Consider the following 25,934-nt stretch of genomic DNA (forward strand, 5'->3'; position numbering starts at 1 on the left):
CCGGCAGCCGCCGTTTATCGGCGCCCGCGTGGCGGTCTCGTTCCCGGCGCCTTGCGTGCCGGGGTCTTGTTGCGTCGCGTCGCCTTGTGGAAGGAACGCACCGCCGTTGGCATGGCGCGGCCGTCGCTTAACATTTCGAAGCGCAGGGCACCCGCCAGCGGGATCGCTTCCGCAAGGCGCACCGTGACGCTGTCGCCGAGGCGGAAGCCGAGCCCCGTCTTTTCACCCGTCAGCGCCTGATGCGCCTCGTCATAGATGAAATAGTCGGAGCCGAGCGTAGATATAGGGATGAAGCCGTCAGCGCCATAGTCGGGCAGGGTGACAAAAAGTCCCGACTTGGTGACACCGCCGACCCGGGCCTCGAATTCCTCGCCGATACGCCCGACAAGATGATGCGCGATCAGCCGGTCGACCGTCTCGCGTTCGGCAGCCATGGCGCGGCGTTCGAAAGTGGAAATCTCGGCGGCGATATCATCGAGCGTTGCTTCCTCGTCCGGCGTAATGCCGCCTTCGCCGAAACCGAGCGAGCCGACGAGGGCGCGATGCACGATCAGATCCGCATAGCGGCGGATCGGCGAGGTGAAATGCGCATATTTCATCAGGTTCAGGCCGAAATGCCCGATATTGTCGGGGCTGTAGATCGCCTGGCTCTGCGAGCGCAGCACCATCTCGTTGACCATGGTCTGATGCGCCGTACCCTCGGCCTTCGCCAGGATGCCGTTGAAGCTGTTGGCGCGGACATTGCCGCCCTTGACGAGCGAGATGCCGAGCGTTGCGAGGAATTCGCGCAGCACTTCCTGCTTGGCAAGCGTCGGGCCGTCATGGATGCGGTAGATCAGCACCTGCCGCTTCTTTTCCAGCGTTTCGGCAGCGGCGACATTCGCCTGGATCATCATTTCTTCGATGAGCTTGTGGGCATCGAGACGCGGCGGCACGAAGACCCGATCGACCGTGCCGTCCGGCTTCAGCAGGATCTTGCGTTCGGGCATGTCGAGTTCGAGCGGCTGACGCCGGTCGCGGCCGCGCCTCATAACCTCATAGGCATGCCAGAGCGGCTTCAGGATCGGCTCCAGCATCGGTCCGGTCTTGTCGTCCGGCTTGCCGTCGATCGCCGCCTGGGCCTGTTGGTAGGAAAGCTTGGCGGCACTCTTCATCATGATGCGATGGAAGGTGTGGCCCGCCTTGCGGCCTTCCTTGGAAAAGATCATCCGCACGGCAAGCGCAGGGCGGTCGACGCCTTCCTTGAGGGAGCAGAGATCGTTGGAGATGCGCTCCGGGAGCATCGGCACGACGCGATCAGGAAAATAAACCGAATTGCCGCGCTTCAGCGCCTCCCGATCCAGCGCGGAGCCGGGGCGGACATACCAGGAGACATCCGCGATGGCGACAGTGACGATCACGCCGCCGGGATTGTCGGGCGAGGGGTCCAGCTCGGCATAGACCGCATCGTCATGGTCCTTGGCGTCGGCCGGATCAATGGTGATCAGCGGCAGGCTGCGCCAATCTTCGCGATGCGACATGGTGGCGGGCTTGGCGGCGTCCGCCTCGGCGATGGCGGCCTGCGGGAAGACATGCGGGATGCCATGCGCATGGATGGCGATCATCGAAATCGCCTTTTCCGAAGCGACGGAGCCCACGATCGACAGCACCTTGGCGCGAGGTAGCCCGAAACGGCCGAGACGGGCAACTTCGACCTCGACCAGATCGCCTTCCTTGGCGTCGCCGGTATAATCCGGATCGATGACCATTTCCTCGCCGCGCCGCTCGATCGGCAGCAGCCGCCCGCCGCCGCCCGGCGTCTCGCGAAAGACGCCCATGGTTGCGGCCAGACGCTTGTCGATGACCCTGATGATGCGCGCGGTATAAGCCGGCCCGCCGCGATCGACAGCCGGAAATATCTTAGCGAGGATGCGGTCGCCCATGCCGGCAACCGGAGCCTTGCCCTTGCCGTTGCGACCGGCGGGGGAAGAGGACTGCTTGATCATCACGGCCGGCGCGACGCCGTTTTCCTCCGGCCATTCGGTCGGACGGCCGATCAGCTCGCCATCCTTGTCGCGCGTGGTGATATCGAGGACGGCGATCGGCGGCAGCGCTCCCGGGCGGATGAGCGACTTGCGGCTCTTCTGCACCATGCCGTCTTCTTCAAGCTCGCGCAGGAGGTTCTTGAGCTCGACGCGGCTCTCGCCCTTTAATCCAAAGGCCTTGGCAAGCTCGCGCTTGGAAGCCTGTTGCGGGTGATCGGCGATGAAGCGCAGGAGGACTTCGCGCGGCGGCAAAACGCCGTGCACGATCGCCATCATCGGTTCCGCATCGCCGCTGTTTTTCGCCGCACGACCAGTCTTGCCGGGGCGTCGCTCCGACGATGAATTCCTGCCGCGCGGTTCTCTGCTCACTCTGCGCTCTTCTTTGTCGTCTTGGTTGTTTTCGCCTTGGCCGGAGCCTTTGCAGCCGCCTTTGCCTTCGGTTTGGCGGCAGTCTTCGTCGTCTTGGTGGCGGCAGCCGCGGTCTTGGCCTTGGCCGGCGCTCTGGCCGACTTCCCGCCGCCGGATTTACCGGCTTTCGCCGCGATCAGCTCCAGCGCCTCTTCAACCGTGATTGCCTGCGGATCCTTGCCTTTCGGCAAGGTCGCATTGACTTTGCCCCAGTTCACATAGGGTCCGTATTTGCCGTCGCGAACGGTGATCGAGCCGCCGTCGGGATGTTCGCCGAGGTCCTTCAATGCTGCTGGCGTGCCGCCGCGGCTTCCTCCGCCGCCGGCCTTGCTCTGCTTTTCAGCAAGAACGGTCACGGCGCGGTTGAGGCCGACGGTGAAAACGTCCTCGACGGACTCGAGATTGGCGTAGCTGCCATCATGCAGCAGAAACGGCCCGTAGCGGCCGATGCCGGACGAGATCATCTTGCCGCTTTCCGGATGCTTGCCGATATCGCGCGGAAGCGAGATCAGCGCCATGGCCTTTTCATAGTCGATATCCTCGGGCTTCCAGCCCCTCGGCAGCGACGCACGCTTGGCTTCCTTGCCGTCGCCGCGCTGGATATAGGGCCCGAAGCGACCGGAGCGCAGCGTCAGCTCTTCGCCGGTGACCGGATCGGTGCCGAGCGCCTTCGGTTCGTTCAACCCGCTGGCTTCAGCCTCCGCGCCGCCTTCCGAGGAGAGTTGGCGCGTGTAGTTGCATTCCGGATAGTTCGAGCAGCCGATGAAGGCGCCGTATTTGCCGAGCTTCAGCGACAGGTTGCCCGTGCCGCAGACCTGGCAGATACGCGGATCGCTGCCATCTTCCCGCTTCGGGAAGACCAGTGGAGCAAGCGCTTCGTTCAGCGCGTCGAGCACATTGGTGACGCGCAGTTCCTTTGTATCCTCGATCTGGGCGAAGAAATCGCGCCAGAAATCGCGCAATACATCCTTCCAGTTCAATTCGCCAGCGGAGATACGATCGAGCTTTTCTTCGAGATCGGCGGTGAAGTCGTATTCGACGTATTTCGTGAAGAAGCTTTCGAGGAAGGCGGTGACGAGCCGGCCCTTGGCCTGCGGTACCAGCTTGCGCTTGTCGATCGTGACATAGTCGCGGTCGCGCAGCGTCGCCAGTGTTGCCGCATAGGTCGATGGGCGCCCAATGCCGAGTTCTTCCATCTTCTTGATCAGCGATGCTTCCGAATAGCGCGGCGGCGGCTCGGTAAAATGCTGCGTCGAATTGATCTTCTGCTTGGCGAGATTTTCGCGCGCATTGATCTCCGGCAGGCGGCCATCCTCGTCGTCGGCATCGTCGCTCTGCTCGCCGTCCTCCTTCTGGTCGGTATAGGCGGCGATGAAGCCGTCGAAGCGGATCACCGAACCGACAGCGCGCAAGCCTGCCTTCTGGCCGGCATTGTCAGCCAGGATTTCCACGGTGGTCCGCTCGATCTCGGCCGAGGCCATCTGGCTGGCGATGCCGCGCTTCCAAATGAGATCATAGAGCCTGATCTGATCGGCATCGAGGAATTTGCGCACGCGATCCGGCGAACGATCGAAATCGGTCGGACGGATCGCCTCGTGCGCTTCCTGGGCATTCTTCGCCTTGGTCGAGTAGAAGCGTGCCTTTTCCGGTAGGTAGCGATTGCCAAACTGATCGGCGATGGAGCGCCGTGCCGCGTCAATCGCTTCCGGCGCCATCTGAACGCCGTCCGTACGCATATAGGTGATGAGACCGACAGTCTCGCCGCCGATATCGACCCCCTCATAGAGCTTCTGCGCGATCTGCATCGTGCGGGATGCCGAGAAACCGAGCTTGGAGGAGGCGGCCTGCTGCAGGGTGGACGTGGTGAATGGCGGGCTCGGATTGCGCTTGACCGGCTTTGCCTCGACCGTGTCGACGACATAGGCGGCGCCTTCCAGCAGCGCCTTCAGGTTGCCGGCCTCTTCGCCATTGCCGATCGAGCGCGGCTGCAGGCGCTTGCCGTTGGCGGCGACGAGCCGCGCTTCGAATTCGTCACCGCGCGGTGTCTTCAAGATCGCCGAGAGATTCCAGTATTCCTCGGAGATAAAACGTTCGATCTCCGACTCGCGGTCGCAGACGAGGCGCAAGGCCACCGACTGCACGCGGCCGGCCGAGCGGGCGCCCGGCAGCTTGCGCCACAGCACCGGCGACAGATTGAAGCCGACGAGATAGTCGAGGGCACGGCGGGCAAGATAGGCGTCGACCAGCGGCACGTCGATATCGCGCGGCTCGGCCATCGCGTCGAGCACGGCCTTCTTAGTGATGGCGTTGAAGACGACGCGCTTTACGGGCTTGCCGTTGATGACGCGCTTCTTGTTTAATAGGTCGAGCACGTGCCAGGAAATCGCTTCGCCTTCGCGATCCGGGTCGGTCGCGAGAATCAAGCCGTCGGAGGATTTCACTGCGTCGGCAATGTCCTTGATGCGCTTTTGCGAAGCGCCATCGACTTCCCAGAGCATCTCGAAGTCTTGCTCGGGAAGGACCGAGCCGTCCTTGGCAGGCAGGTCGCGCACATGGCCGAAGGAAGCAAGAACCTTATATCCGGGTCCCAGATATTTATTGATTGTCTTGGCCTTGGCAGGCGATTCCACCACTACAACGTTCATCATCAATCTCTGAATGCGAGGTCGCGCCGGAAAAAGGCGCGGGAGAGACGGGGTATTTCGTTTCCCCGGCCTTCCGACATGGACAGGGAATTCGCCGCGGTCAAGAGGCGAAGTCGATTTTTGCGGTCAGCGCGGCGATGCGATCCTTGCAAGATGGCATCTATGCTACAATCCTGAATAAGCGCCTTTGGACGCTCCCCGTAGGTTCTGGTCATCATATCGGAACAGCCGGCAACACTTTCAATCCAGCATCGAGATCGACACCAGTCCGCCGGGATGCCGATGCAACCGGCCGGCCATGTCGAGTTCGAGAAGCACGGAATGAACGGAGGACACCGACTGGCCGGTATGCCGGATGATATCGTCGATTTCCACCGGCGTCGGCCCGAGTGCGTCGATGATCTCCCAGCGCTCCGTATCGTCCGGTGGCAAGGACAGCGGTTTGTCGTTCTTTTCAGCGGGCGCTTCGGCAAGCTGCGGGCGGAAAAGATCGGGCTCGGCGAGAGGCCTCAGCGCCTCGATGACGTCATCCGGGCTGGTCACGATCATCGCGCCATCCTTCAGCAAACCATTGGTGCCCTCGCAGCGTGGATCGAGCGGAGAGCCCGGCACGGCAAATACCAGCCGGCCGAATTCGCCCGCGAGCCGCGCGGTGATCAGCGAGCCGGAGCGCGTTGCCGCCTCGACCACGACGACGCCCAGTGAGATGCCTGCTATCAGCCGATTGCGGCGTGGGAAATCGCGTGCGCGCGGTTCCCAGCCGAACGGCATTTCGCTGACGGCGAGTCCATTGCCGTCCCATATTTCATGCAAGAGGCCGACATTTTCGGGCGGGTAAGGCTGGTCGAGCCCGCCGGCCATGGCGGCGATCGTACCGGTTTCCAGGCTGGCGCGGTGAGCTGCCGTGTCGATGCCGCGGGCAAGGCCCGAGACCACGGCATAGCCGGCCTGGCCACAAGCGCGGGCGATCATCGCAGTGAATTTGGCGCCGCTGATCGAGGCATTGCGCGAGCCGACGATGCCGATCGCCGGGCGAGTTGCCGTCGGCAAGCTGCCTTTGACGGCAAGAAGCGGCGGCGCACCATCGATCTCCCTCAGCGCCTGCGGATAATCCGGTTCGCCGATACCGACGAAACGCGCGCCGAAACGATCCGCCGCTTCCAGTTCGCGCAGTGCATCCTGCTCGCTGGCAATACGGATAGCACGTGTCGAGCCGCCGCGCTGTGACAGCTCCGGCAACGCGGCGAGTGCGGCTTCGGCTGAGCCGTAGTGACGGATAAGGTCGCGAAAGGTGGAGGGGCCGACATTGTCGGAACGGATCAGACGGAGCCAGGCTATCCTTTGTTTTTCCGTCAGCGCAATTCCGGTTCGTCCTGCGCTGCCTCTTCCCATTACCCCTTCGCTCCGATCTTGGTTTCCGTGCCGGCAGTCAGCCGGGCAATATTGGCTCTGTGCTTGTACCAGGCGATAACGGTCATCAACGCCATGGCCGCGGCGATCTTATCGGCACCCAATATCCATAATGCAACCGGAATGACAAGGGTTGCAACCAATGCGGAGAGGGAGGAGTAGCGCGTGGTAAAGGCGATGACCAGCCAGATGATGGCGAAGATCAACGCCATCAACGGCGCCAGGCCAAGCAGGATACCGAGATATGTCGCGACGCCCTTACCGCCCTTGAAGCCGATCCAGACCGGAAAGATGTGGCCGATGAAGGCGGCAAAACCGGCGAGCACGCTCGCATCCTCACCGAAGAAATGCGAGACGATCAACACTGCGACCGTTCCCTTGAAGGCGTCGAGCAGCAGCGTTGCTGCCGCCAACGGCTTATTGCCGGTGCGCAGCACATTGGTCGCTCCGATATTGCCGGAACCGATCTTGCGGACGTCGCCGAGACCGGCCATGCGTGTCAGAACCAGGCCGAAGGGGATAGAGCCGAGCAGGTAGCCGATGACAATAGCTGCCAGCGCCGTTGGCAGGGTCAACTGCCATGTCCAGAAATCCGCCATCACTTTCTATTCCCCATAAGCCTCAGCTTTGCCTAGAGACTGTGAACCAACTTGCCCGCGACATAGGTCGCGACCGCCCTGCCGGTCATTCTTGCGTCTTCGAACGGTGTATTCTTCGAGCGCGACAGAAGCATGTCTTTGGCAACAAGCCAAGGCTCGTCGAGATCGATCAAGGTGATATCCGCCTTTGCACCCGGCTTCAGCGTGCCGGCATCGAGACCGAAGATCTGCGCCGGCCGGGTTGAAAGGGCGTCGATCAGCCGCATGAGGCTGACTTCGCCGCTGTGATGCAGGCGAAGTGCGGCCGCAAGCAGCGTCTCCAACCCGATTGCGCCATCCTCGGCCTCGCCGAAAGGCAGGCGCTTGGTATCCACATCCTGCGGGTCGTGCGCCGAGACGATAATGTCGATGGTGCCGTCCGCAAGCGCCTCGATCATGGCCGTGCGATCGTCCTCGGAGCGTAGCGGCGGGTAGAGTTTGAAGAAGGTGCGGTATTCGCCGATGTCGTTTTCGTTGAGCGCCAGATTGTTGATCGAGATGCCGCAGGTGACCTTCGCGCCGCGCGAGCGTGCAAGACGGATGGCCTCTGCCGATTCCGGCACGGAGATCATCGCTGCGTGATAATGGCTGCGGGTCAGCGTCGCGATCCTGAGATCGCGCTCGAGCGGGATAAGCTCGGTTTCCCTCGGAATACCGGATAGCCCGAGCCAGCTTGCCAGCAGCCCCTCATGCATTACACCGTTGGCGCCGAGATATTTGTCGCGGGTCTCGCAGGAGACGACCGCGCCGAATTCGCGCGCATAGGTCATGATGCGGCGCAGGACCTGCGTGTCGTAGACGCCGGAATGCGCATCGGTGAAGACCACGGCGCCGGCTTCCCTGAGGAGACCGATTTCCGTCATCTCTTCGCCGGCAAGCCCCTTGGTAATCGCCGCTGCCGGATAGACATTGACGACGGCCGTATCGCGCGCCGTCTTCTTGACGAATTCGACGAGGGCGATGTCGTCGATGACGGGATCAGTGTCCGGCATCATGATGAAGGAGGTCACGCCGCCGGCTGCCGCCGCGCGGCTCGCCGAAGCGATGGTCTCGCGATGTTCGCCGCCGGGCTCGCCGACATGGACACGGGCATCGACAAGGCCGGGCACGGCGACGAGGCCGGTGCAGTCCCGTACTTCAGCGCCCTTCGGCGCGGCATGTCCGAGTGCATCCTTGCCGGCGGCGAGGATGTCGCCGTTTTCGACGATGATCGTGCCGACTTCGTCAAGATTGCGCGAGGGATCGATGATGCGGACGTTCTGGAGGACGATAGAGTTGCTCATGCGCCAGCTCCCTCGGTGCGCGGTCCCTGGTTTTGCGAGATCAGCAGCGCCTCCATGACCGCCATGCGCACCGCGACACCCATTTCCACCTGTTCGGCGATGACGCTTTGCGGTCCGTCGGCCACCTCGGAGGCAATCTCGACACCGCGGTTCATCGGACCGGGATGCATGACAAGTGCATCCTCCTTGGCCGCCTTCAATGTCTCGGCATCGAGCCCATAGAAATGATAGTATTCCCGCACCGACGGCACGAAGGCACCGGACATGCGCTCGCGTTGCAGCCGCAGCATCATCACCACATCGGCGTCCTTCAGTCCTTCCTTCATCGAATGGAAGATCTCGACGCCCATGTCGGCGATCCCGGCGGGCAGCAGCGTGGCGGGAGCCACGACCCGGATACGCGCACCCATGGCATTCAGCAGCAGGATATTGGAGCGTGCGACACGCGAATGCAGCACGTCGCCGCAGATCGCGACGATGATGCGCGAAAGCTTGCCCTTGGCGCGGCGAATGGTCAGTGCGTCGAGCAGCGCCTGCGTCGGATGCTCATGCTGGCCGTCGCCAGCATTGACGACGGAGCAGGAGACCTTTTGCGCCAGCAGCGAGGCAGCACCGGCGCTGGAGTGGCGGATGACGAGGACATCGGGACGCATGGCGTTCAGTGTCATCGCCGTGTCGATCAGCGTTTCGCCCTTCTTTACGGAGGAATTGCCGACCGACATGTTCATGACGTCGGCGCCGAGCCGCTTGCCGGCCAGTTCGAAGGATGCTTGCGTGCGGGTCGAGGCTTCGAAAAAGAGATTGATCTGCGTCAGCCCGCGAAGCGTCGATGTCTTCTTTTCGCGCTGCCGGCTGATCTTCACTGCCTCGTCGGCCTTGTCGAGAAGATAGGTGATATCTTGTTCGGTGAGGCCCTTGATGCCGATGAGGTGGCGGTGGGGGAAGAAGAACATGACGCTGCCCTCCGGATTTCGTCAGGGGGTCTATAAAGAGGGAGCGCCTCAGGGGCAAGCGCGGGCTTTCGTTACGCCCGCTTGTTCCCCATGCAATTTCGCTCGAATCCCGCTACAGCAGCTATGCTGTTGGGAGACGAAAGTTCCAGTTTCCTTTTGCAACCCTCTTGCTCTACAAGCGATCCATGACCCAACCGACCCGGACTGACGACACATTTGCCGAACTGAACCAGCCGAGCCTCTGGTCCGGCATCAATGCCTATCGTTCCGATCCGCTGATCGTCGATTTGACGTCCGGTCTGCCGCGCTCGACGCGCGAAGATCTGGAGCAGATGGGCCGTTATGTCACCTCGCATGAGGCGCAGGAACTGGCGCGCATGGCGAACCAGGGCGCGCCGCAACTGCGCACCCACGGCCCGCGTGGCGAACGGCTGGATGTGGTCGAGTTTCATCCGGCCTGGCATGCGCTGATGCGCCGCTCCATGGCGTCGGGCCTGCATTCCTCGATCTGGGATCCGCAGGCAGACCCGGAGGCCAAGGGCCAGTCGCACAAGGTCCGCGCCGCGCGCTTCTATCTGACCGCACAATTGGAATGCGGCCATCTCTGCCCGCTGACCATGACCAGCGCCTCGGTCGCGGCAATGATGGCATCTCCGGCCGTGCAGAAGGATTGGGCGCCGAAGATTCTCTCGCGCAAATATGATTCGTCCAACAAACCGGCCATGCAGAAAAGCGCCGTCACCATCGGCATGGGCATGACGGAAAAGCAGGGCGGCACGGATGTGCGCGCCAACAAGACGAGCGCCGATAAGGTCAGCGACGGCATCTATCGGCTCTCGGGCCACAAATGGTTCATGTCGGCCCCGATGAGCGATGCTTTCATCATGCTGGCGCAGACCAAGGACGGCATGGGCTGCTTCCTGGTGCCGCGCCTCCTCGAAGACGGTTCGGCCAACGGCCTGCAGTTTCAGCGGTTGAAGGACAAGCTCGGCAATCGCTCGAACGCGTCCTCCGAAGTCGAATTCAGCGATACCTTCGGCTTCCTGCTTGGGGCGCCGGATGGCGGCATTCGCACCATTCTCGATATGGTGACGTTGACGCGCCTCGATTGTGCACTAGCATCCGCCGGCATCATGCGTGCCTCGCTCGCTGAAGCTGTGCATCATGCCCGCGGCCGCAGCGTCTTCGGCAAGATGCTGGTCCATCAGCCGATCATGACGCGCGTACTTGCCGATATGGCGCTCGATGTCGCCGCGGCGACCGCACTCGCCTTCCGCCTGGCGGAAGCCTTCGACAAGGCAAGCAGCAGCAGCGAAGATGCCGCCTATGCCCGCGTCATGACGCCGGTTGCTAAATATTGGTGCTGCAAGATCGCGCCCGCGCTTATCTACGAAGCAATGGAGTGCATCGGCGGCAGCGGCTATATCGAAGAACGCCCGATCGCCCGGCATTACCGCGAGGCGCCGGTCAATGCGATCTGGGAAGGCTCCGGCAACGTCATGGCGCTCGACGTGCTGCGCGTTCTGAACCGGGGCAGGGATCTGTTCGAAACCGTCTTTGCCGGCCTTGCCCGCGACCTCGGCCCGGCCGGCAAGAAAACCATCGATGTTTTACGCGCCGCCATGGCGCTTTGCGAACAGGACGAAGGAGCAGCCCGCCTCTTGATCGAGCAGATGGCACTGGCCGCCGGCGCCGCCGAACTCTATCGCCTGGGCGCAGGCAAGATCGCCGATGCTTTCATAGAAACCCGCCTTGCGGGCGGCTGGCGCGCCACCTACGGCATGCTGGATGCCCGCTTCGATGCGAGCTACATCGTCGATTTGTTGTATCCGCCGGCGACTTGATTGCCCCGGCTCGGATTTATCCAGCTATTTGTAGACCGAGATGCTCAGACATTGGATCGAAATCCCGATCATCGTGAAGAAGCACGTGCCCTTCCTCGATGCAGAACGTGCCGATGATGACGCCTATGGTTTTTCGTACAGTAATTCCACGCTCTCGTAGAAAACGATAGTTGCGCGCCGCTTTGACTGCAAATGCATCGTTCAGCATCGGTCGAACCGTAAATTGGCGAAGACTTCTTTCTATTAGAGCCGCATGCCGATCACCACGGGCACCCTGAAGAACTTCGAGAAGTATAAGATCTCCAACCAAAATATCGGGAGGTCCTGCTGCTATCATATTTCGGAGACGACGCACGGCTTCCGTCTCTGCGTCGCGCAAAAGGGAAATCCAAACAGAGCTATCAACGACGATCACTGTTGTCGATCTCTTCGCATCTCTTCCAGATCGCCTTCCCATCCAAGCCCTGCAAGGTCCTCGAGCGCTCGTTTCTGGCGATGCCAACGAACGACACTCCGCAGAGCTTCCTCAACGGTCGCTTTTTTTGTCGACTGTCCTGTCGCAGCCATTGCTTCTGCGATTAGCGCGTCATCAATTTCTATATTTGTTCGCATTTGCAATCTCGTGTGTATGCCAATAAAGAATTATACACATCGATCCTTGGGATCGCAAACGCGAAAACAGTTATTGAGGGTATCCATGATCAATCTCCGCCCGGTCCAACCCGATGACATCGATCAGCTCTATATCATCTCCCTGGTCACCGGCGATGCTGGCATGGATGCCACGGCGCTCCATCGTGATGGACGGCTGATAGGGCATATTTATTCGGTGCCCTATGCGACCCTTAGCCCGGAAACCGTTTTCGTCGCCGAAGATGGGGAGGGTGTCTGCGGCTATATTGCCGGGGTCTTCGATACGGTTGCTTTCGAGGAAAGGCTGGAACGTGAGTGGTGGCCGGCGCTGCGCAAACGCTATGCGGAGCCATCCGGCGATGCTTCGACCTGGGATGCGGATCAGCAGAGAAGCTTTACGATCCACCATCCGAAGCGAGCGCCCGCTGCTCTCACCGATCCGTTCCCGGCGCATATTCATATGAATCTTTTACCGCGCACGCAGGGGCAGGGCATTGGTAGCGCGCTTCTCGACAGATGGCTTTCCAATGCCCGCACCCAAGGCGTCAAGGGCGTGCATCTGGGGGCAAATATCGGTAACCACAATGGCATGCGCTTCTGGGCATCGCGCGGATTTTCCCGGCTGGAACTGCCGCCAGAATTGACATCGCAGACCACCGTCTGGTTCGGCCAATCTCTCTAATCTGTGGATTGCACAGCTTTAACTCTGTCGAAGTTCATCGGCTCGTTGTTCCCTTCTGTGCGGCTTGTTATTCACCGTCTGGTGACAGGTTGGGGCCGAGATAATGCCAAGCGCAAACGCCGTTTTGAGAAAACCGATCGAAACACCCGCCGAGCCGGAGAAGCGGGTGCGCAACCGCGCCGCCACCGAGCAGGCGATCCTGGATGCTGCGAAACGGCTGCTGGCGGAGGAAGGCTTCCAGAATTTCGGCATCAACGCGGTTGCCCGCGGCGCCGGCTGCGACAAGCAATTGATCTATCGCTACTATGGCGGTCTCGATGGCCTGGTGGAGGCGATCGGCACCGATCTCGGAAGCTGGGTGACGGATCGCATTCCCGACGATACCGGCGGCATGTTCCTGCTGACCTATGGCGACCTGATGGAACGATTGGCCCTGCTTTTCCTCGATGCATTGCGCGCCGATCCGCTGATGCGCCGCATCGTCGCGTGGGAGGTGTCCGAAAATACCGAGCAGGTGCGGCGGCTGTCGGAAGCCCGCTCGAAAGCGCTGGCTGGCTGGATAGAGCGCATGCGCGGCTCGCTTACACCGCCGAAGGGGATCGATGCGATCGGCGTCAATGCCATGATCTTCGCCGCCATCCAGCATCTCGTGCTTTCGGCGACCGTCAGCGGCCAATGCGCCGGTCTTGCCCTGAAAACGTCGAAGGACTGGGAGAAGGCCGCTACCGCCCTGAAGCGGATCGTGCGCGGCGTTTACGGCTGACATTTCAGCCGCGCAGGAGATATCCACAGCCGCGCCTGGGCGTTAACCTTAACAATTGGTTTACATTGCGCCGCAACGGTTAACTGGCCACTGTAGGTGGATAAATTGTTAACCACCGAGCGTGCAGCCATGGGGTCGAGACCCGCAAAAATCGTGTTCCTTGTCGCGGCGATGATGTTCTTCGCCGTTCTGGCACTCGATATAGCGGTACCGGCACTGGTTTTGAGCGCCATGGCACTGTCGAACTGGCTGGTCCTTTCGACTGAAGCGACGCAATACCCGCGTCGAAGGGGAACCGCATGAAGTGGTTGCTGATATGCTGGGCCGCACCCGTCTCGTTTCTCGGGGCGTGGTACTATCTTTCCTACTACGACATGAGTTTCGGCGTCTTCATGTTCACGCGGCAGATGCACGATCTCGTTTTTGATATCTACGGCAAGATCCTCGGCATCCCGCCCGAAACCATTCCGCCGTTGGTCGCCCGCGCCATCGCCTTCGACAGCCTGCTGGTCTTCTCCATCATAGGCTTCCGCAAGCGTGCTGCTATCCTGGAATGGTGGAAGAGCCGTCAGGTCTCGAGATCGGGAAAAACCGGCCTGCCGAGTGCCGAAAGCCTGTCCAAGGCGCCCTGAAGAATGAAGCTTGCGGCCGCCGAGTCGATGCGCTCGGCACGTTTGGCGCGCGAGACGTCCATTTCCAGCAGCGCCCGCTCGGCGGCGACCGTCGATAACCGCTCATCCCAGAAGACGAAGGGCAGGTCGGTCTTGTCGGCCATGCTGCGCACGAAGGCCCGTGTCGCCTGCACGCGCGGCCCTGCCGAACCGTCCATGTTCATCGGCAGGCCGATCACGAAAGCCGCGACTTTCTCCTTTTCAGCGAAGGAAAGCAGCACCTGCGCATCCTGGGTGAACTTCACACGCTTGATCACCGGGCGCGGCGTGGCAAACCGCCGGCCGAGATCGGACATGGCGAGCCCGATGGTCTTGGTGCCGAGATCGAGCCCGGCGATCGGCTGGCCGGGCAGGAGCATCACGGCGAGGTCTTCGATGGTCAGCGTCGTCATCAGGCTATCGTCCCCCGTCAAAACAAATTGAAGTCCGCACCGCTTTTCTTTGTGACGGTTTCGGATATGTCCTAAGACACCAGTCTTGCATTAGAAATCAAGTATTAAGGAGAAATCCATGAAGATCACTTGGCTCGGCCACTCCGCCTTTCGCATCGAAACGGCCAAGGCCAAAATCCTTATCGATCCGTTCCTGACCTATAATTCGTCCTTTGCCGGCCTCGATATGAAGGAGGCCACCGCGGGCATCACCCACATCCTCTTGACCCATGGTCATGGCGATCACGTCGGCGACACTATTCAGATCGCCAAGGACACCGGCGCCGTCGTTCTCGCCAATGCCGATCTCGCCGCCTGGCTCGGCAGCAAGGGTGTCGAGAAGCTGGAAATGGGCAATACCGGCGGCACCATCTCTTTGGGTAGCTTCTCGGCGACCTTCACCAACGCGCTGCACTCCTCTGCCCAACTCACTGAGGACGGTGTTTCGCATTCTCTCGGCAACGCGAACGGCCTGATGCTGCATTTCGACGACGAGCCGACGCTGTTCCACATGGGCGATACGGACATCTTCTCCGACATGGGCCTGATCACCGAACTGCATCAGCCTGATATCGGCATCGTGCCGATTGGTGATCGCTTTACCATGGGCGGCGCCGTTGCCGCGCTCGCCTGTCAGCGCTACTTCAACTTCAAGACCGCCATTCCCTGCCACTACGGCACTTTCCCGATCATCGACCAGACGCCGGAAAAGTTCATCGCCGGCCTGGAAGGTTCGAAGACGGCCGTCGCGGCACCGAAGCCGGGCGGCAGCGTTTCCGCCTGACAAAAGTACGTTGCGTATGGCGGACATGGTCTTTATAGCGATAGGAAAAATCCTATCCGGAGAATGCCATGTCCGTCGATCTTGCTACCGTGAAACGCGTCGCCCATCTTGCCCGCATCGCCGTCAATGAGGACGAAGCGCAGCGGATGATGGGCGAGTTGAACGGCATTCTGGGCTTCGTCGAGCAGCTTTCCGAAGTGAATGTCGATGGTGTAGAAGCCATGACCTCCGTCACGCCGATGGCGATGAAGAAGCGGATGGATGGTGTCACCGATGGCAGCAAGGCCTCCGACATCGTCGCCAATGCGCCGAATACCGATCAGAATTTCTTCCTGGTTCCCAAAGTTGTTGAATAACGGCCGCACGAGCCTGTTCCGACCCATTGCCCTCATTAGACCTGAAGCGAAACAAGATGAGTGAACTGACCAGCCTGACCATCGCCGAAGCTCGCGACAAACTGCGCGCCAAGGACATCACCGCCACCGAATTGACCGAGGCCTATCTTTCGGCGATCGAGGCGGCCAATGCTCAGTTCAATGCCTATGTGAAGGTGACGCCGCAAAAGGCGCTTGCAATGGCCAAGGTCTCGGACGCCCGCCTTGCTGAAGGCAAAGCCGGCGCGCTGGAAGGCATTCCGCTCGGCATCAAGGACCTGTTCGGCACCGAAGGCATTCATACGCAGGCCTGCAGCCACATCCTGGACGGCTTCGAGCCGCACTATGAATCGACTGTCACGCAGAACCTCTGGAACGACGGTGCTGTCATGCTGGGCAAGCTCAACATGGATGAGTTCGCCATGGGCTCCTCCAACGAGACCTCCTATTACGGCCCCGTGATCAACCCCTGGCGCGCCGCAGGCTCCAACCAGCAGCTCGTTCCCGGGGGCTCCTCGGGCGGTTCGGCCGCTGCCGTTGCCGCGCATCTCTGCGCGGGCGCCACCGCTACTGACACCGGCGGCTCCATTCGCCAGCCCGCCGCCTTCACCGGCACGGTCGGCATCAAGCCGACCTATGGCCGCTGCTCGCGCTGGGGCATCGTCGCCTTCGCCTCGTCGCTCGACCAGGCTGGCCCGATCGCTCGCGATGTTCGCGACGCTGCCATCCTGCTGAAGTCGATGGCGAGCGTTGACGCCAAAGATACGACCTCCGTCGATCTGCCCGTGCCGGATTACGAAGCCTCGCTGGGTAAATCGCTCAAGGGCATGAAGATCGGCATCCCGAACGAATACCGTGTCGACGGCATGCCGGAAGAGATCGAGACACTTTGGCAGCAGGGCATCGCCTGGCTAAAGGATGCAGGCGCCGAAATCGTCAACATCTCGCTGCCGCATACGAAATACGCCCTGCCGGCCTATTACATCGTCGCGCCGGCTGAAGCCTCGTCGAACCTCGCCCGTTACGACGGCGTGCGCTATGGCCTGCGCGTCGACGGCGAGAATATCGTCGACATGTACGAGAAGACGCGCGCTGCCGGCTTCGGCCAGGAAGTCAAGCGCCGCATCATGATCGGCACCTACGTGCTCTCGGCCGGCTATTACGACGCCTATTATCTGCGTGCCCAGAAGGTCCGCACGCTGATCAAGCGCGATTTCGAACTCGCCTTCCACGCCGGCGTCGACGCCATCCTGACGCCCGCCACGCCGTCTTCGGCCTTCGGCATCGCCGACGAAAACTTGGCTTCCGATCCGGTCAAGATGTACCTCAACGACATCTTCACGGTGACGGTCAACATGGCCGGTCTCCCCGGCATCGCCGTCCCCGCCGGCCTCGACCCGAAGGGCCTGCCGCTCGGCCTGCAACTCATCGGCAAGCCATTCGACGAGGAAACCCTGTTCAAGACCGCCCACGTCATCGAACAGGCTGCCGGCAAGTTCACGCCGGCGAAGTGGTGGTAAGCAGCGATTAGCGCCCAACATCAAAGCGGCAAAGGATAAAGTGGAGCCTGACAAGGGCTCCACTTTCGTCAGTTTTACCTATTATCCAACTGCGCCCTCACTAGCCTCAGTCCCTGTTCGGTAATCTGATAAGGATGACCGCCCGAGGATTTGATGGCTCTTAGGCGTTTGAGTTTGCGGAAGAGATCGAGGCCGAAGCCGGGATAGAGCCAGCCGTCGCGTGTGAAGCAGCGGACCGTCTCGATCTTCTTGTTTTCGGCGCGGTTGATTTCAATGCGCCCGCCTTGAGCGAGCAAATGCAGGATGCGCTGTTCGGCGCGCGAAATATCCATGGTTTTCAAGATCCGGAAAGCGCCGTAAGGCGCGACAAAACGATCCGACATTCCCTTGCGGAAAGTCGGGGCTTCGTTTCGGGCCCAGCGCGCAAGAAGACTTGCGGGCGGGGCCTTTACCGGGTCTGAGAAAAGGTGGACATCAAGACTCCATTGATGCGCCATATCTAAAGCAGGTTGTACCCGCCGGTCAAGTTTCACCCTCGTTAAACATAGGCCGCCATCCAGCGCCCGTTCTCATTTGGTGGCTGGAAAAAGCCCTTTTCCGGTGTTTTACTGCTGAAAACGGCGGGGGCCTGATGATCCACATTCGCAACGCGCACGAAGGAGAGATGGAGATATTGGCCAATATCGGCCTGCGCTCATGGCAGGCGGCCATGGGGTCGATCGGCGGCACGGACGCGCTGCTCGAAAGTGCCAGCGAAGCCTTCTCGAACTTCACCCGCGGCGCCTGGCTGACGATCACGGTCGTGGAGCTGAACGGAGTGGTTGCCGGTTGGGCAGCCCGTGAAGCCTTGGACGAGAATATCTCCGATTTCTGGATCGATCCCGATCATCTGCGGCAGGGACTTGGTTCGGCGCTGCTGGCGCAGATCGAAAAGGATGTTCGGGAGCAGGGGTTGGAGAAGATCGCGGTGCAGACCCACGCCGAAAACAGCAATGCGATCGAATTCTTCAAGGCGCATGGCTATGCCATTCATTGGCTCTCCGTCGACTATTCTCCGAAGCTCGATCGCGACGTACCGACGGTCGGACTTTCGAAAGCACTGCTCGATAGCGATGACGGGACGTATGGCGCGGGCTTATAGGTGCTGAAAGTCTTGCGCCGCACCGCCAATTGCTCTACCTCACAAAGTTCAGAAGAACAGCATTTCAAGAGCCTCTCATGACCATTGTCGACGTTCGTACGCCAGATCCGAAGCGCTTCATTCCCGGTGCCACCGGCGATTGGGAAGTTATTGTCGGAATGGAAGTCCATGCCCAGGTGCTGAGCAAATCCAAGCTCTTCTCCGGTGCTTCGACCGAGTTCGGCAAGCCGCAGAATTCCAATGTCTCGCTGGTCGATGCCGCCATGCCCGGCATGCTGCCGGTCATCAATGAGGAATGCGTCAGGCAGGCCGTGCGCACCGGCCTCGGCCTGAAGGCTCAGATCAACAAGCGCTCGGTCTTCGACCGCAAGAACTATTTCTATCCGGACCTGCCGCAGGGCTATCAGATCTCGCAGTACAAGGACCCGATCGTCGGCGAAGGCAAGATCGTCATCTCGCTCGGTCCGGATCGCCAGGGCCAGTTCGAGAATATCGAGATTGGCATCGAGCGCCTGCACCTGGAGCAGGACGCCGGCAAGTCGCTTCACGATCAGCACAACACCATGTCCTATGTCGACCTCAACCGTTCCGGCGTGGCGCTGATGGAAATTGTCTCCAAGCCGGACATGCGCTCGGCCGACGAGGCGAAAGCCTATATGACCAAGCTGCGTTCGATCGTGCGCTATCTCGGCACCTGCGACGGCAATATGGATGAAGGTTCCATGCGCGCCGACGTCAATGTCTCTGTCCGTCGTCCGGGCGGCGAGTTCGGCACACGCTGCGAAATCAAGAACGTCAACTCCATCCGCTTCATTGGACAGGCGATCGAGGCCGAGGCGGTCCGGCAGATCCGTATTTTGGAAGACGGTGGGGTGATCGAGCAGGAAACGCGCCTCTTCGACCCGAACAAGGGTGAAACCCGCTCCATGCGCTCCAAGGAGGATGCACACGACTACCGTTATTTCCCCGATCCGGACCTGCTGCCGCTCGAATTCGACGACGCTTTCGTCGAGGAACTCGCAGCCGATCTGCCGGAGCTGCCTGACGACAAGAAGGAGCGTTTCGTCCGCGAGCTCGGTCTCTCGATCTACGATGCCTCCGTGCTTGTCTCGGAAAAGGCGATTGCCGATTATTTCGAGGCCGTCGCTGCCGGTCGCGATGGCAAGATCGCAGCAAACTGGGTGATCAACGACTTGCTGGGCGCCTTGAACAAAACCGGCAAAACCATTGAGGAGACTCCGGTTTCGCCCGCCCAGCTCGGCGCCATCATCGACCTGATCAAGGCCGAAACCATCTCTGGCAAGATCGCCAAGGACCTGTTCGAGATCGTGCTTACCGAAGGCGGCGATCCCATGGAGATCGTCGAAGCTCGCGGTATGAAGCAGGTCACCGACACCGGCGCCATCGAGAAGGCGGTTGACGAGATCATCGCCGCCAATCCGGATCAGGTCGCCAAGGTCAAGGCCAAGCCGACGCTTGCCGGCTGGTTCGTCGGCCAGGTGATGAAGTCGACCGGCGGCAAGGCCAATCCGCAGGCGGTACAAGCCCTCGTCAAGGCCAAGCTCGGCATCGAAGAGGAATAGGCGCCGTGTATTTCGTCCGCACGGCCGGCGAACAGGATCTCGGGAAGGTCCGTGACCTTCTCGTAGAAACCTGGCATGCCGCCTATGATCGGCACTACGGCGCGGCGAAGGTCAATGAACTGATCGAGTTTCTGCTTTCGCCGGCCAAGCTGAAAGCGCGGTTGGCGAAGCGGCAATCCGAGTTCCTAGTCGCTGATAATGGCGAGGATATTGGCGGCATGGGTTATGCCGTCATGTCCGAGCAGATGACCAAGACCGTTCTCCTGCACATGCTCTATGTCCGTCCCTCGTTGCAACGCAACGGCATCGGCCGCGACATCTTCGCCGAGCTGGAAACCTGCTTTCCGAACGCCGAGGTCATGCGCCTCGACGTCGAGCCAGAAAATGCCGAAGCGATCGCCTTCTACAAAGCCCACGGCTTCACCGAGGTCGGCCGCAACGAGAATGCTGGCCCGGGGCAGTCGGGTATTCCGGCGCTGGTGTTTGAGAAGCGGCTGGCAAGCCACTAAAGTGGATCAGAAGATGTTGGCGATGACTGGAACTGACCTGCTGATCCGCGAAGCCCGAGAGACGGATCTTGGCTTCTTAATCGCCCTCTTCGCCGCCGATGCTCTCGGCGGTCACGGCGATACCACCGATCCCGCCGCCTATGACGATTACCTCCGCGCCTTCCGGACCATCCAATCCTCGCCGGATCAGGCGCTCTATGTCGCCGAGCTGGCGGGCGAGGTCGTCGGCACGTTCCAGACCATGATCACGACATCGCTGACCGGCCGCGGCTCCTCGTCGATGATCATCGAGGCCGTCCAGACGCGGAGCGATCTGCGCGGGCAGGGGATCGGTGCCATGATGATCAATTTTTGCATTGCCGAGGCAAAAGGCCGCGGCGTGCGGCTCGTGCAACTAACCTCGAACGCCCTTCGCAAGGATGCCCATCGTTTCTATGAGAGATTGGGTTTCAAGCCGAGCCATCTCGGCTTCAAGATGGCCTTGAAATGAAGCGCGTTTCCCATGCGAATCTCTGGACAATCCGTTTGTCAGACGGCATAAGCAAACGATCGAATTCTGGTTTCGCCTGCTCCCAACGGGCACAAGGATAAAGACATGTGGAATTTACTCGTGCAAACCTTCACTTGGTGGAATGGTCAGACGATGGGCACCCGCTTTGCGACCTGGCGGTTCGGCAAGCGCGTCGGCGAGGATGAATTCGGCAATGTCTACTACGAGGGCGGCATGTCCTCCTACGGCCTTCCGAAGCGCTGGGTGATCTACAAGGGTTATGCCGAGGCGTCCGCTATTCCTCCGGGCTGGCACGGCTGGATGCATCACCGCACCGACGTTCCGCCGACCAAGGACAATTACGTCGCCAAGGAATGGCAGAAGGCGCACCGCGCCAATCCGACCGGTTCGCCGCAGGCCTATCGTCCGCCCGGCTCGCTGTCCGTTGCCGGCGAACGTCCGCGCGTGACCGGCGATTACGACGCCTGGACGCCCGGCAACTGAGCCTAGAGGGCCGGCCCGTCCTTTGGCCACAATTGGCCTTTAGGCGCAGAACTTGCCGGCTCGTGCTCGGCGCTTTGACCGAGACCAAGCGGAGATTGGCGGATATGACGTTTTTCACGCGGAGCGCTTCTTTGCGTGCGATATCGGGAGTGGCGCTTGCCTTTGCTGCGGGCGTCTTTTTGCCGCCGTCCGCCGAGGCTGCCCGCATCTCCAACCCCGTCGCCGTCTTCTCCGGACTCGACAAGATCACCGGCCGCATCACCACGTTTGATGTCTACATCAACGAGACCGTGCAGTTCGGCGCGCTGCAGGTGACGCCGAAGGCTTGCTATTCCCGTGACGATACCGAGCAGCAGAAGGTCGACGGCTTTGTCGAGGTGGACGAGATCACCCTCGACCGCCGCATCCGCCGCATCTTCACCGGCTGGATGTTCGCCGACAGCCCGGGCCTCAACGCCGTTGAACATCCGATCTATGACGTCTGGCTGAAAGAGTGCAAGCAGAAGTCGGACATCCCGCCGCCGGATAGCGCCGGCGCCAAGTAACATATTCCTCTTCAGACATAGGCAATGCCGCAAGATTGGCGCGCGAAGGTCAGTCCGTCGCGAGCAATCCTGCGGCATCCGGTCAGCCGATTTCTTTGCCCAAAACGGCGGCTTTCCAGATCAAATGTCGATCGGCCTCGTCGGAGAGATCGATGACGATGCATGAGCCATTCTTGATCCTACGCCGCATCGCATCGGCGCGATCCGTATGCACCCGAAGTTTCGCGTCTTCGTGCAGAGCCTGAAGCCGGGAGCGTGAGACGTTGAGTTCAGAGGCAAGCAGGCGATCGAGACGGACGTTGAAAGGAAGCGTAACCGCCAGATCGATTTCCAGCATCGTCCAGCGATCCGGTTCGCTCAGCATCTCTTTTTCAACATCTGCATCGGCAAACTCGTCGATGCGTTGGGTCTTGCGCCGCAGCGCATCGAGATCGAATTCTCTGGCTCGTATCCAGTCGGAATCGTTGCCTTGCAGCGCTTCCAGAACAAGCGGATCAAGATCACGAATGGTCTGGCGCTCGAAGAGCGTCCGGTTCCATGTCTTGTCGCAGTCCACGCATTTATAGACGAGCCAGGCGTCGAGTTTCTTGCCGTTGGCGTTGAGCCTGATCTTGCCGCTGGACTTGAAGGGCTTGGGGCAGCCGCATCCGCTGCAGGCGATCCATGGCTGAGGGGCAGTTCGAGGATTGATGGTCCATCGGACCTTGAGACTGTTGCACATACCGTCTTGGTCTTCCGTTCGGAAGTTCACCAAGTTGGCGGTAAGACAAGCCCATTACGGGCGCGGCGTGGCGATGTTTCGGACGGCTGAAGAGCTGAGACAGCAATGGCTGCGCATGGCGCATTTCAACAATGCCAAACCGGTCTCAGGCCACCACCCGATGAACATGATCATACATCCGGCGGCGATGACGCTGCCCTGACATACGGGGTGAAATTGGATGAGACCGGTATTTACGACGGCAAAGTGGAACCTCAATGCACCAACGCTCTTCAAACGAGCGTTAGCAGATTAAAACGCGGATTTGAAGCCGTTGACGCACGGGAAAGGCCAACGGCCTTTCGCTACACCAGCCGGCCGGACCGCGCTCAAGCGTCGGTGCTTTTATCCCGGCGAAACAGGCCAAGAATCTTGCGCCCCAGGGCGGCGATGCCGGCGATGACGACGATCAGCCCTTTCTTCAGTGCCAGGAGCGCAACGCCGAAGCTTTTGAAAAAGCCGAGGACGACGGCCAGAAAGCCGAGTTTTGCTGCAATCTTCACGCCGGCACCGGCCGCGATCATTCCCGCCATGCTGTAGGCGGCGATCTTGTCGCCGTTGACAAAGTCGGCATAGCGCTTGCCGCTGTCATATTGCACGGTGTTGATAACATTCAGGATGGCATTGTTGATTTCCTGCAATTGGTTGAGGCCGGCTACGAAATCGAGCTCCATGACGCCTTCGCGACCGAGCACGCGCACCGAATAGTTCAACGTATGCGGACCACTGGGGTCCTTGCCGAAGACCAGGTCGCGCGCCCAGTGGAGTGCATGGGTTGCCTTGTCATAGTGCGGTGGTTCAGCCCAGCCGACCAGAGTGATCGAAGGGTAGCCTTGCTTCTCGCGTTCGGGATTGTCTCCTTTGATCGCGTCCTGGATTTGTTTCAGCAACGCGTTGTAGTCTGTCGACGCGGCGTCATCGTCGGAGACATGGCCGCCATTGTCATATTCGACGACCGCACCCCAGGTACGCTGATCCGTCGGCGCATATTTCGCCGGGAAGATCATGCCGAGCGTACCTTCGGCGGCATTGCCCGGATTGCCCCAAAGCTGAACCAGTACTTTTCGTGTATCGGCCGGATTGAGATAGTAGAACTGATCGGAAACGTTCAGCGTCGCATTGGCGCCGGGCAATTTGATCGGTCCCTGCTGGAAGTCGATGGTCTTCAGTATGGCTCCTGCGCCGCCCTCGGGCGCGTCAGTGCCGAACATGTCGTGAAAGGATTTGGCCTCGGCCTGCGTTGCGACCAGTGCGGCGAGAAAGGCGATTGCAAGATATGTTTTCAAGATACTACCCCCGGCTGTTGTGCCGAACGTAGCGGATTTCTGGTTTAGATCAACGTATGTACGTGGGTTCTCAACCGTTGGAGAAGCTCAGATTGGGCGATTCCATCGCTTTCTCGAGCATCCTTGTATATTGATCCTTTGGCACGTCGATCGCGCCGAATGTCCTCAGATGCTCGGTGGTGAATTGAGTATCGAGGAGGGTGAAGCCGCGCTGCTTGAGCCGCTCGACCAGATAGACAAGACAGATCTTCGAGGCGTCGGTGCGGCGTGAAAACATGCTCTCCCCGAAGAAGGCCGAGCCTAGCGATACGCCATAGAGCCCACCGACCAGTTTGCTGCCCTCCCAAGCCTCAACGGAGTGCGCATGGCCGATATGGTTGAGGGTCGAATAGAGCGACTTGATGGTCTTGTTGATCCAGGTGCTTGGCCGGCCGCTGGTCTGCTCAGCGCAGGCGGCGATAACGGCATCGAAATCCGTGTTGAAACGAATATCGAAGGGCTTGCGACGGATCGTTTTCGTCAGGCTTTTCGAAATGTGGAAAGTGTCGAGCGGCAGCACGCCCCGCAGTTCGGGTTCGACCCAGAAGATTTCCGGATCGTCAGCCGATTCCGCCATGGGGAAGAGACCGATGGAATAGGCGCGCAGCAGAATTTCCGGAGTAATGCCAGGATTTCTGCCGCGCGGCCCTGCCATAGGTTAAGCCGAACCTTTCGCCAGATAGTCTTCCAGCCAATGGATATCGTAATCGCCATTGGCGATATCCTGGTTGGAAACCAGATCCTGGAACAGAGGCAGCGTGGTCTTGATGCCATCGACCACGAATTCGTCCAGCGCGCGGCGCAGGCGCATCATGCATTCGACGCGGGTGCGGCCATGCACGATCAGCTTGCCGATCAGGCTGTCGTAATAGGGCGGGATTCTGTAGCCCTGGTAGGCGCCCGAATCGATGCGAACGCCAAGGCCGCCCGGTGCGTGGAAATGCGTGATCGTGCCGGGCGAGGGCACGAAGGTGCGCGCGTCCTCGGCATTGATGCGGCATTCGATGGCGTGGCCGTGGAAATGCACGTCTTCCTGCGTCACGGAAAGACCGCCGCCCGAGGCCACACGGATCTGTTCGTGCACGAGATCGATACCGGTGATCGCTTCGGTAACCGGATGCTCGACCTGCAGGCGGGTGTTCATTTCGATGAAATAGAACTCGCCGTTTTCATAGAGGAATTCGATCGTGCCGGCGCCCCGATATTTCAGCTTCTTCATGGCGTCGGCGCAGATCTGGCCGATCTTCATCCGCTGCTCGACGTTGAGCGCCGGTGAATTGGCTTCTTCCCAGACCTTCTGGTGGCGGCGCTGCAGCGAGCAGTCGCGCTCTCCGAGATGCACGGCATTGCCTTCGCCATCGCCGAATACCTGGATTTCAATATGGCGCGGCTTGCCGAGATATTTTTCCATGTAGACGGATTCATTGCCGAAGGCGGCTGCCGCCTCGGTGCGCGCCGTCGACCAGGCTTCGAGTACATCGGCTTCCGTGCGCGCCACCTTCATGCCGCGTCCGCCGCCACCGGCGGTCGCCTTGATCAGCACGGGATAGCCGATTTCCTTCGCGGTCCTCAGCGCATCCGCTTCGGTCTTCACTTCGCCGTCCGAACCGGGAACGACGGGAATGCCGAGCTGCTGCGCCGTCGTCTTGGCGGTGATCTTATCGCCCATGATGCGGATGTGATCCGCCGTCGGGCCGATGAAGGTGATGCCATGTGCTTCGAGAATATCGGCGAACTTGGCGTTCTCCGACAAGAACCCATAGCCCGGATGAACGGCGTCGGCACCGGTGATCTCGCAGGCCGCGACGATCTGGTGGATGTTGAGATAGCTCTCGCGCGACGGCGGCGGGCCAATGCACACGCTTTCATCCGCCAGGCGCACATGCATCGCGTCGGCGTCGGCGGTCGAATGCACGGCGACGCTCGCAATGCCGAGCTCCTTGCAGGCGCGCAGCACACGAAGGGCGATCTCTCCGCGATTGGCTATGAGAATCTTCGAAATCATGGGCATGGG

Annotated in this window: 29 protein-coding genes; 15 read left to right on the forward strand and 14 right to left on the reverse strand. The window is 60.5% G+C overall.

Annotation, left to right across the window (positions count from 1 at the left end; all coding sequences use genetic code 11):
• Positions 1 to 14: 14 nt before the first annotated feature.
• The 6 genes from rnr to QA648_RS05060 form a co-directional block, all read right to left on the reverse strand.
• Positions 15 to 2,393 (reverse strand): ribonuclease R, encoded by a 2,379-nt coding sequence (gene rnr / locus QA648_RS05035; protein ID WP_283050015.1) that lies wholly within the window; start codon positions 2,391 to 2,393, stop codon positions 15 to 17.
• The gene (gene topA / locus QA648_RS05040; protein WP_283051222.1) at positions 2,390 to 5,077 is read right to left on the reverse strand and encodes a type I DNA topoisomerase; all 2,688 of its coding nucleotides are present in this window, start codon (positions 5,075 to 5,077) and stop codon (positions 2,390 to 2,392) included. Before topA ends, rnr begins: the two co-directional genes overlap by 4 nt.
• 240 nt (positions 5,078 to 5,317) lie before the next feature.
• On the reverse strand, positions 5,318 to 6,469 hold the full coding sequence (gene dprA / locus QA648_RS05045) for a DNA-processing protein DprA (RefSeq protein WP_283050018.1): 1,152 nt from the start codon (positions 6,467 to 6,469) through the stop codon (positions 5,318 to 5,320).
• Entirely contained in the window at positions 6,469 to 7,089 is a 621-nt protein-coding gene (gene plsY / locus QA648_RS05050; protein WP_283050020.1) for a glycerol-3-phosphate 1-O-acyltransferase PlsY, read from the reverse strand. The genes dprA and plsY overlap by 1 nt, the downstream gene beginning before the upstream one ends.
• A 29-nt stretch (positions 7,090 to 7,118) precedes the next feature.
• Positions 7,119 to 8,408, reverse strand: a complete 1,290-nt coding sequence (locus tag QA648_RS05055; protein ID WP_283050022.1) for a dihydroorotase — start codon at positions 8,406 to 8,408, stop codon at positions 7,119 to 7,121.
• Positions 8,405 to 9,361, reverse strand: coding sequence for an aspartate carbamoyltransferase catalytic subunit (locus tag QA648_RS05060; protein WP_283050024.1), 957 nt, complete (start codon positions 9,359 to 9,361; stop codon positions 8,405 to 8,407). Before QA648_RS05060 ends, QA648_RS05055 begins: the two co-directional genes overlap by 4 nt.
• A 185-nt stretch (positions 9,362 to 9,546) precedes the next feature.
• Between QA648_RS05060 and QA648_RS05065 the strand changes: the two genes are divergently transcribed.
• Complete coding sequence (locus tag QA648_RS05065) at positions 9,547 to 11,205, forward strand: acyl-CoA dehydrogenase family protein (protein ID WP_104825059.1); 1,659 nt, start codon at positions 9,547 to 9,549, stop codon at positions 11,203 to 11,205.
• A gap of 16 nt (positions 11,206 to 11,221) precedes the next feature.
• Here the strand turns inward: QA648_RS05065 and QA648_RS05070 are convergent, their stop codons facing one another.
• Both QA648_RS05070 and QA648_RS05075 read right to left on the reverse strand, forming a co-directional pair.
• Complete coding sequence (locus QA648_RS05070) at positions 11,222 to 11,620, reverse strand: PIN domain nuclease (RefSeq protein ID WP_283050026.1); 399 nt, start codon at positions 11,618 to 11,620, stop codon at positions 11,222 to 11,224.
• Complete coding sequence (locus tag QA648_RS05075) at positions 11,617 to 11,817, reverse strand: type II toxin-antitoxin system VapB family antitoxin (RefSeq protein WP_283050028.1); 201 nt, start codon at positions 11,815 to 11,817, stop codon at positions 11,617 to 11,619. Before QA648_RS05075 ends, QA648_RS05070 begins: the two co-directional genes overlap by 4 nt.
• Before the next feature lie 85 nt (positions 11,818 to 11,902).
• Here QA648_RS05075 and QA648_RS05080 point away from each other — a divergent pair, with 85 nt between their 5' ends.
• From QA648_RS05080 to QA648_RS05095, 4 genes are all read left to right on the forward strand, one after another.
• Entirely contained in the window at positions 11,903 to 12,520 is a 618-nt protein-coding gene (locus tag QA648_RS05080) for a GNAT family N-acetyltransferase (RefSeq protein WP_283050029.1), read from the forward strand.
• Positions 12,521 to 12,623: 103 nt separating this feature from the next.
• Positions 12,624 to 13,283, forward strand: a complete 660-nt coding sequence (locus tag QA648_RS05085) for a TetR/AcrR family transcriptional regulator (RefSeq protein ID WP_104822720.1) — start codon at positions 12,624 to 12,626, stop codon at positions 13,281 to 13,283.
• Between the two features lie 96 nt (positions 13,284 to 13,379).
• Positions 13,380 to 13,586: a hypothetical protein gene (locus QA648_RS05090; RefSeq protein WP_283051468.1), complete on the forward strand. Its 207-nt coding sequence runs from the start codon at positions 13,380 to 13,382 to the stop codon at positions 13,584 to 13,586.
• On the forward strand, positions 13,583 to 13,915 hold the full coding sequence (locus QA648_RS05095; protein ID WP_283050031.1) for a DUF6105 family protein: 333 nt from the start codon (positions 13,583 to 13,585) through the stop codon (positions 13,913 to 13,915). The genes QA648_RS05090 and QA648_RS05095 overlap by 4 nt, the downstream gene beginning before the upstream one ends.
• Here the strand turns inward: QA648_RS05095 and ruvX are convergent.
• The gene (gene ruvX, locus QA648_RS05100) at positions 13,852 to 14,346 is read right to left on the reverse strand and encodes a Holliday junction resolvase RuvX (RefSeq protein ID WP_104822722.1); all 495 of its coding nucleotides are present in this window, start codon (positions 14,344 to 14,346) and stop codon (positions 13,852 to 13,854) included. The genes QA648_RS05095 and ruvX overlap by 64 nt on opposite strands.
• A gap of 118 nt (positions 14,347 to 14,464) precedes the next feature.
• Between ruvX and QA648_RS05105 the strand changes: the two genes are divergently transcribed.
• From QA648_RS05105 to gatA, 3 genes are all read left to right on the forward strand, one after another.
• The gene (locus QA648_RS05105; protein ID WP_283050033.1) at positions 14,465 to 15,169 is read left to right on the forward strand and encodes a metal-dependent hydrolase; all 705 of its coding nucleotides are present in this window, start codon (positions 14,465 to 14,467) and stop codon (positions 15,167 to 15,169) included.
• A 68-nt stretch (positions 15,170 to 15,237) separates the two neighbouring features.
• Positions 15,238 to 15,525, forward strand: a complete 288-nt coding sequence (gatC, locus tag QA648_RS05110; protein WP_283050034.1) for an Asp-tRNA(Asn)/Glu-tRNA(Gln) amidotransferase subunit GatC — start codon at positions 15,238 to 15,240, stop codon at positions 15,523 to 15,525.
• A 56-nt stretch (positions 15,526 to 15,581) separates the two neighbouring features.
• On the forward strand, positions 15,582 to 17,063 hold the full coding sequence (gene gatA / locus QA648_RS05115) for an Asp-tRNA(Asn)/Glu-tRNA(Gln) amidotransferase subunit GatA (protein ID WP_104822725.1): 1,482 nt from the start codon (positions 15,582 to 15,584) through the stop codon (positions 17,061 to 17,063).
• 74 nt (positions 17,064 to 17,137) lie between these two features.
• On the opposite strand, the gene QA648_RS05120 is transcribed toward gatA, so the two are convergent.
• Positions 17,138 to 17,395, reverse strand: a complete 258-nt coding sequence (locus QA648_RS05120; RefSeq protein ID WP_104825060.1) for a YjhX family toxin — start codon at positions 17,393 to 17,395, stop codon at positions 17,138 to 17,140.
• A 299-nt stretch (positions 17,396 to 17,694) separates the two neighbouring features.
• Here QA648_RS05120 and QA648_RS05125 point away from each other — a divergent pair, with 299 nt between their 5' ends.
• The 6 genes from QA648_RS05125 (at position 17,695) to QA648_RS05150 (ending at position 21,835) form a co-directional block, all read left to right on the forward strand.
• Positions 17,695 to 18,204 (forward strand): GNAT family N-acetyltransferase, encoded by a 510-nt coding sequence (locus tag QA648_RS05125; RefSeq protein WP_283050037.1) that lies wholly within the window; start codon positions 17,695 to 17,697, stop codon positions 18,202 to 18,204.
• A gap of 77 nt (positions 18,205 to 18,281) precedes the next feature.
• Positions 18,282 to 19,787: an Asp-tRNA(Asn)/Glu-tRNA(Gln) amidotransferase subunit GatB gene (gene gatB / locus QA648_RS05130; RefSeq protein WP_283050039.1), complete on the forward strand. Its 1,506-nt coding sequence runs from the start codon at positions 18,282 to 18,284 to the stop codon at positions 19,785 to 19,787.
• 5 nt (positions 19,788 to 19,792) lie between these two features.
• On the forward strand, positions 19,793 to 20,296 hold the full coding sequence (locus QA648_RS05135) for a GNAT family N-acetyltransferase (protein WP_283050041.1): 504 nt from the start codon (positions 19,793 to 19,795) through the stop codon (positions 20,294 to 20,296).
• A gap of 22 nt (positions 20,297 to 20,318) precedes the next feature.
• Complete coding sequence (locus tag QA648_RS05140; protein ID WP_283050043.1) at positions 20,319 to 20,786, forward strand: GNAT family N-acetyltransferase; 468 nt, start codon at positions 20,319 to 20,321, stop codon at positions 20,784 to 20,786.
• Positions 20,787 to 20,891: 105 nt separating this feature from the next.
• Positions 20,892 to 21,290 carry an NADH:ubiquinone oxidoreductase subunit NDUFA12 gene (locus QA648_RS05145; RefSeq protein ID WP_104822731.1) on the forward strand — a complete coding sequence of 133 codons (399 nt, stop codon included), beginning with the start codon at positions 20,892 to 20,894 and terminating at the stop codon, positions 21,288 to 21,290.
• A 104-nt stretch (positions 21,291 to 21,394) separates the two neighbouring features.
• Positions 21,395 to 21,835: a DUF2155 domain-containing protein gene (locus QA648_RS05150; RefSeq protein ID WP_104822732.1), complete on the forward strand. Its 441-nt coding sequence runs from the start codon at positions 21,395 to 21,397 to the stop codon at positions 21,833 to 21,835.
• Positions 21,836 to 21,917: 82 nt separating this feature from the next.
• Here QA648_RS05150 and QA648_RS05155 read toward each other — a convergent pair whose 3' ends face one another.
• A complete protein-coding gene (locus QA648_RS05155) occupies positions 21,918 to 22,556 on the reverse strand; it encodes a DUF1062 domain-containing protein (protein ID WP_283050045.1) in 639 nt (212 codons plus the stop codon).
• A gap of 34 nt (positions 22,557 to 22,590) precedes the next feature.
• Between QA648_RS05155 and QA648_RS05160 the strand changes: the two genes are divergently transcribed.
• On the forward strand, positions 22,591 to 22,758 hold the full coding sequence (locus QA648_RS05160; RefSeq protein WP_283050047.1) for a hypothetical protein: 168 nt from the start codon (positions 22,591 to 22,593) through the stop codon (positions 22,756 to 22,758).
• 166 nt (positions 22,759 to 22,924) lie between these two features.
• Here QA648_RS05160 and QA648_RS05165 read toward each other — a convergent pair whose 3' ends face one another.
• The 3 genes from QA648_RS05165 to accC all read right to left on the reverse strand — a co-directional run bounded on the left by QA648_RS05165 (position 22,925) and on the right by accC (position 25,931).
• Complete coding sequence (locus QA648_RS05165; RefSeq protein WP_283050049.1) at positions 22,925 to 23,881, reverse strand: DUF2167 domain-containing protein; 957 nt, start codon at positions 23,879 to 23,881, stop codon at positions 22,925 to 22,927.
• Between the two features lie 70 nt (positions 23,882 to 23,951).
• Positions 23,952 to 24,575 (reverse strand): leucyl/phenylalanyl-tRNA--protein transferase, encoded by a 624-nt coding sequence (gene aat / locus QA648_RS05170; RefSeq protein ID WP_283050052.1) that lies wholly within the window; start codon positions 24,573 to 24,575, stop codon positions 23,952 to 23,954.
• A gap of 3 nt (positions 24,576 to 24,578) precedes the next feature.
• The gene (accC, locus tag QA648_RS05175; RefSeq protein WP_199773538.1) at positions 24,579 to 25,931 is read right to left on the reverse strand and encodes an acetyl-CoA carboxylase biotin carboxylase subunit; all 1,353 of its coding nucleotides are present in this window, start codon (positions 25,929 to 25,931) and stop codon (positions 24,579 to 24,581) included.
• Positions 25,932 to 25,934: the final 3 nt, after the last annotated feature.

It is taken from the genome of Rhizobium sp. CB3171 (assembly GCF_029714265.1).
Classification (GTDB): domain Bacteria; phylum Pseudomonadota; class Alphaproteobacteria; order Rhizobiales; family Rhizobiaceae; genus Rhizobium.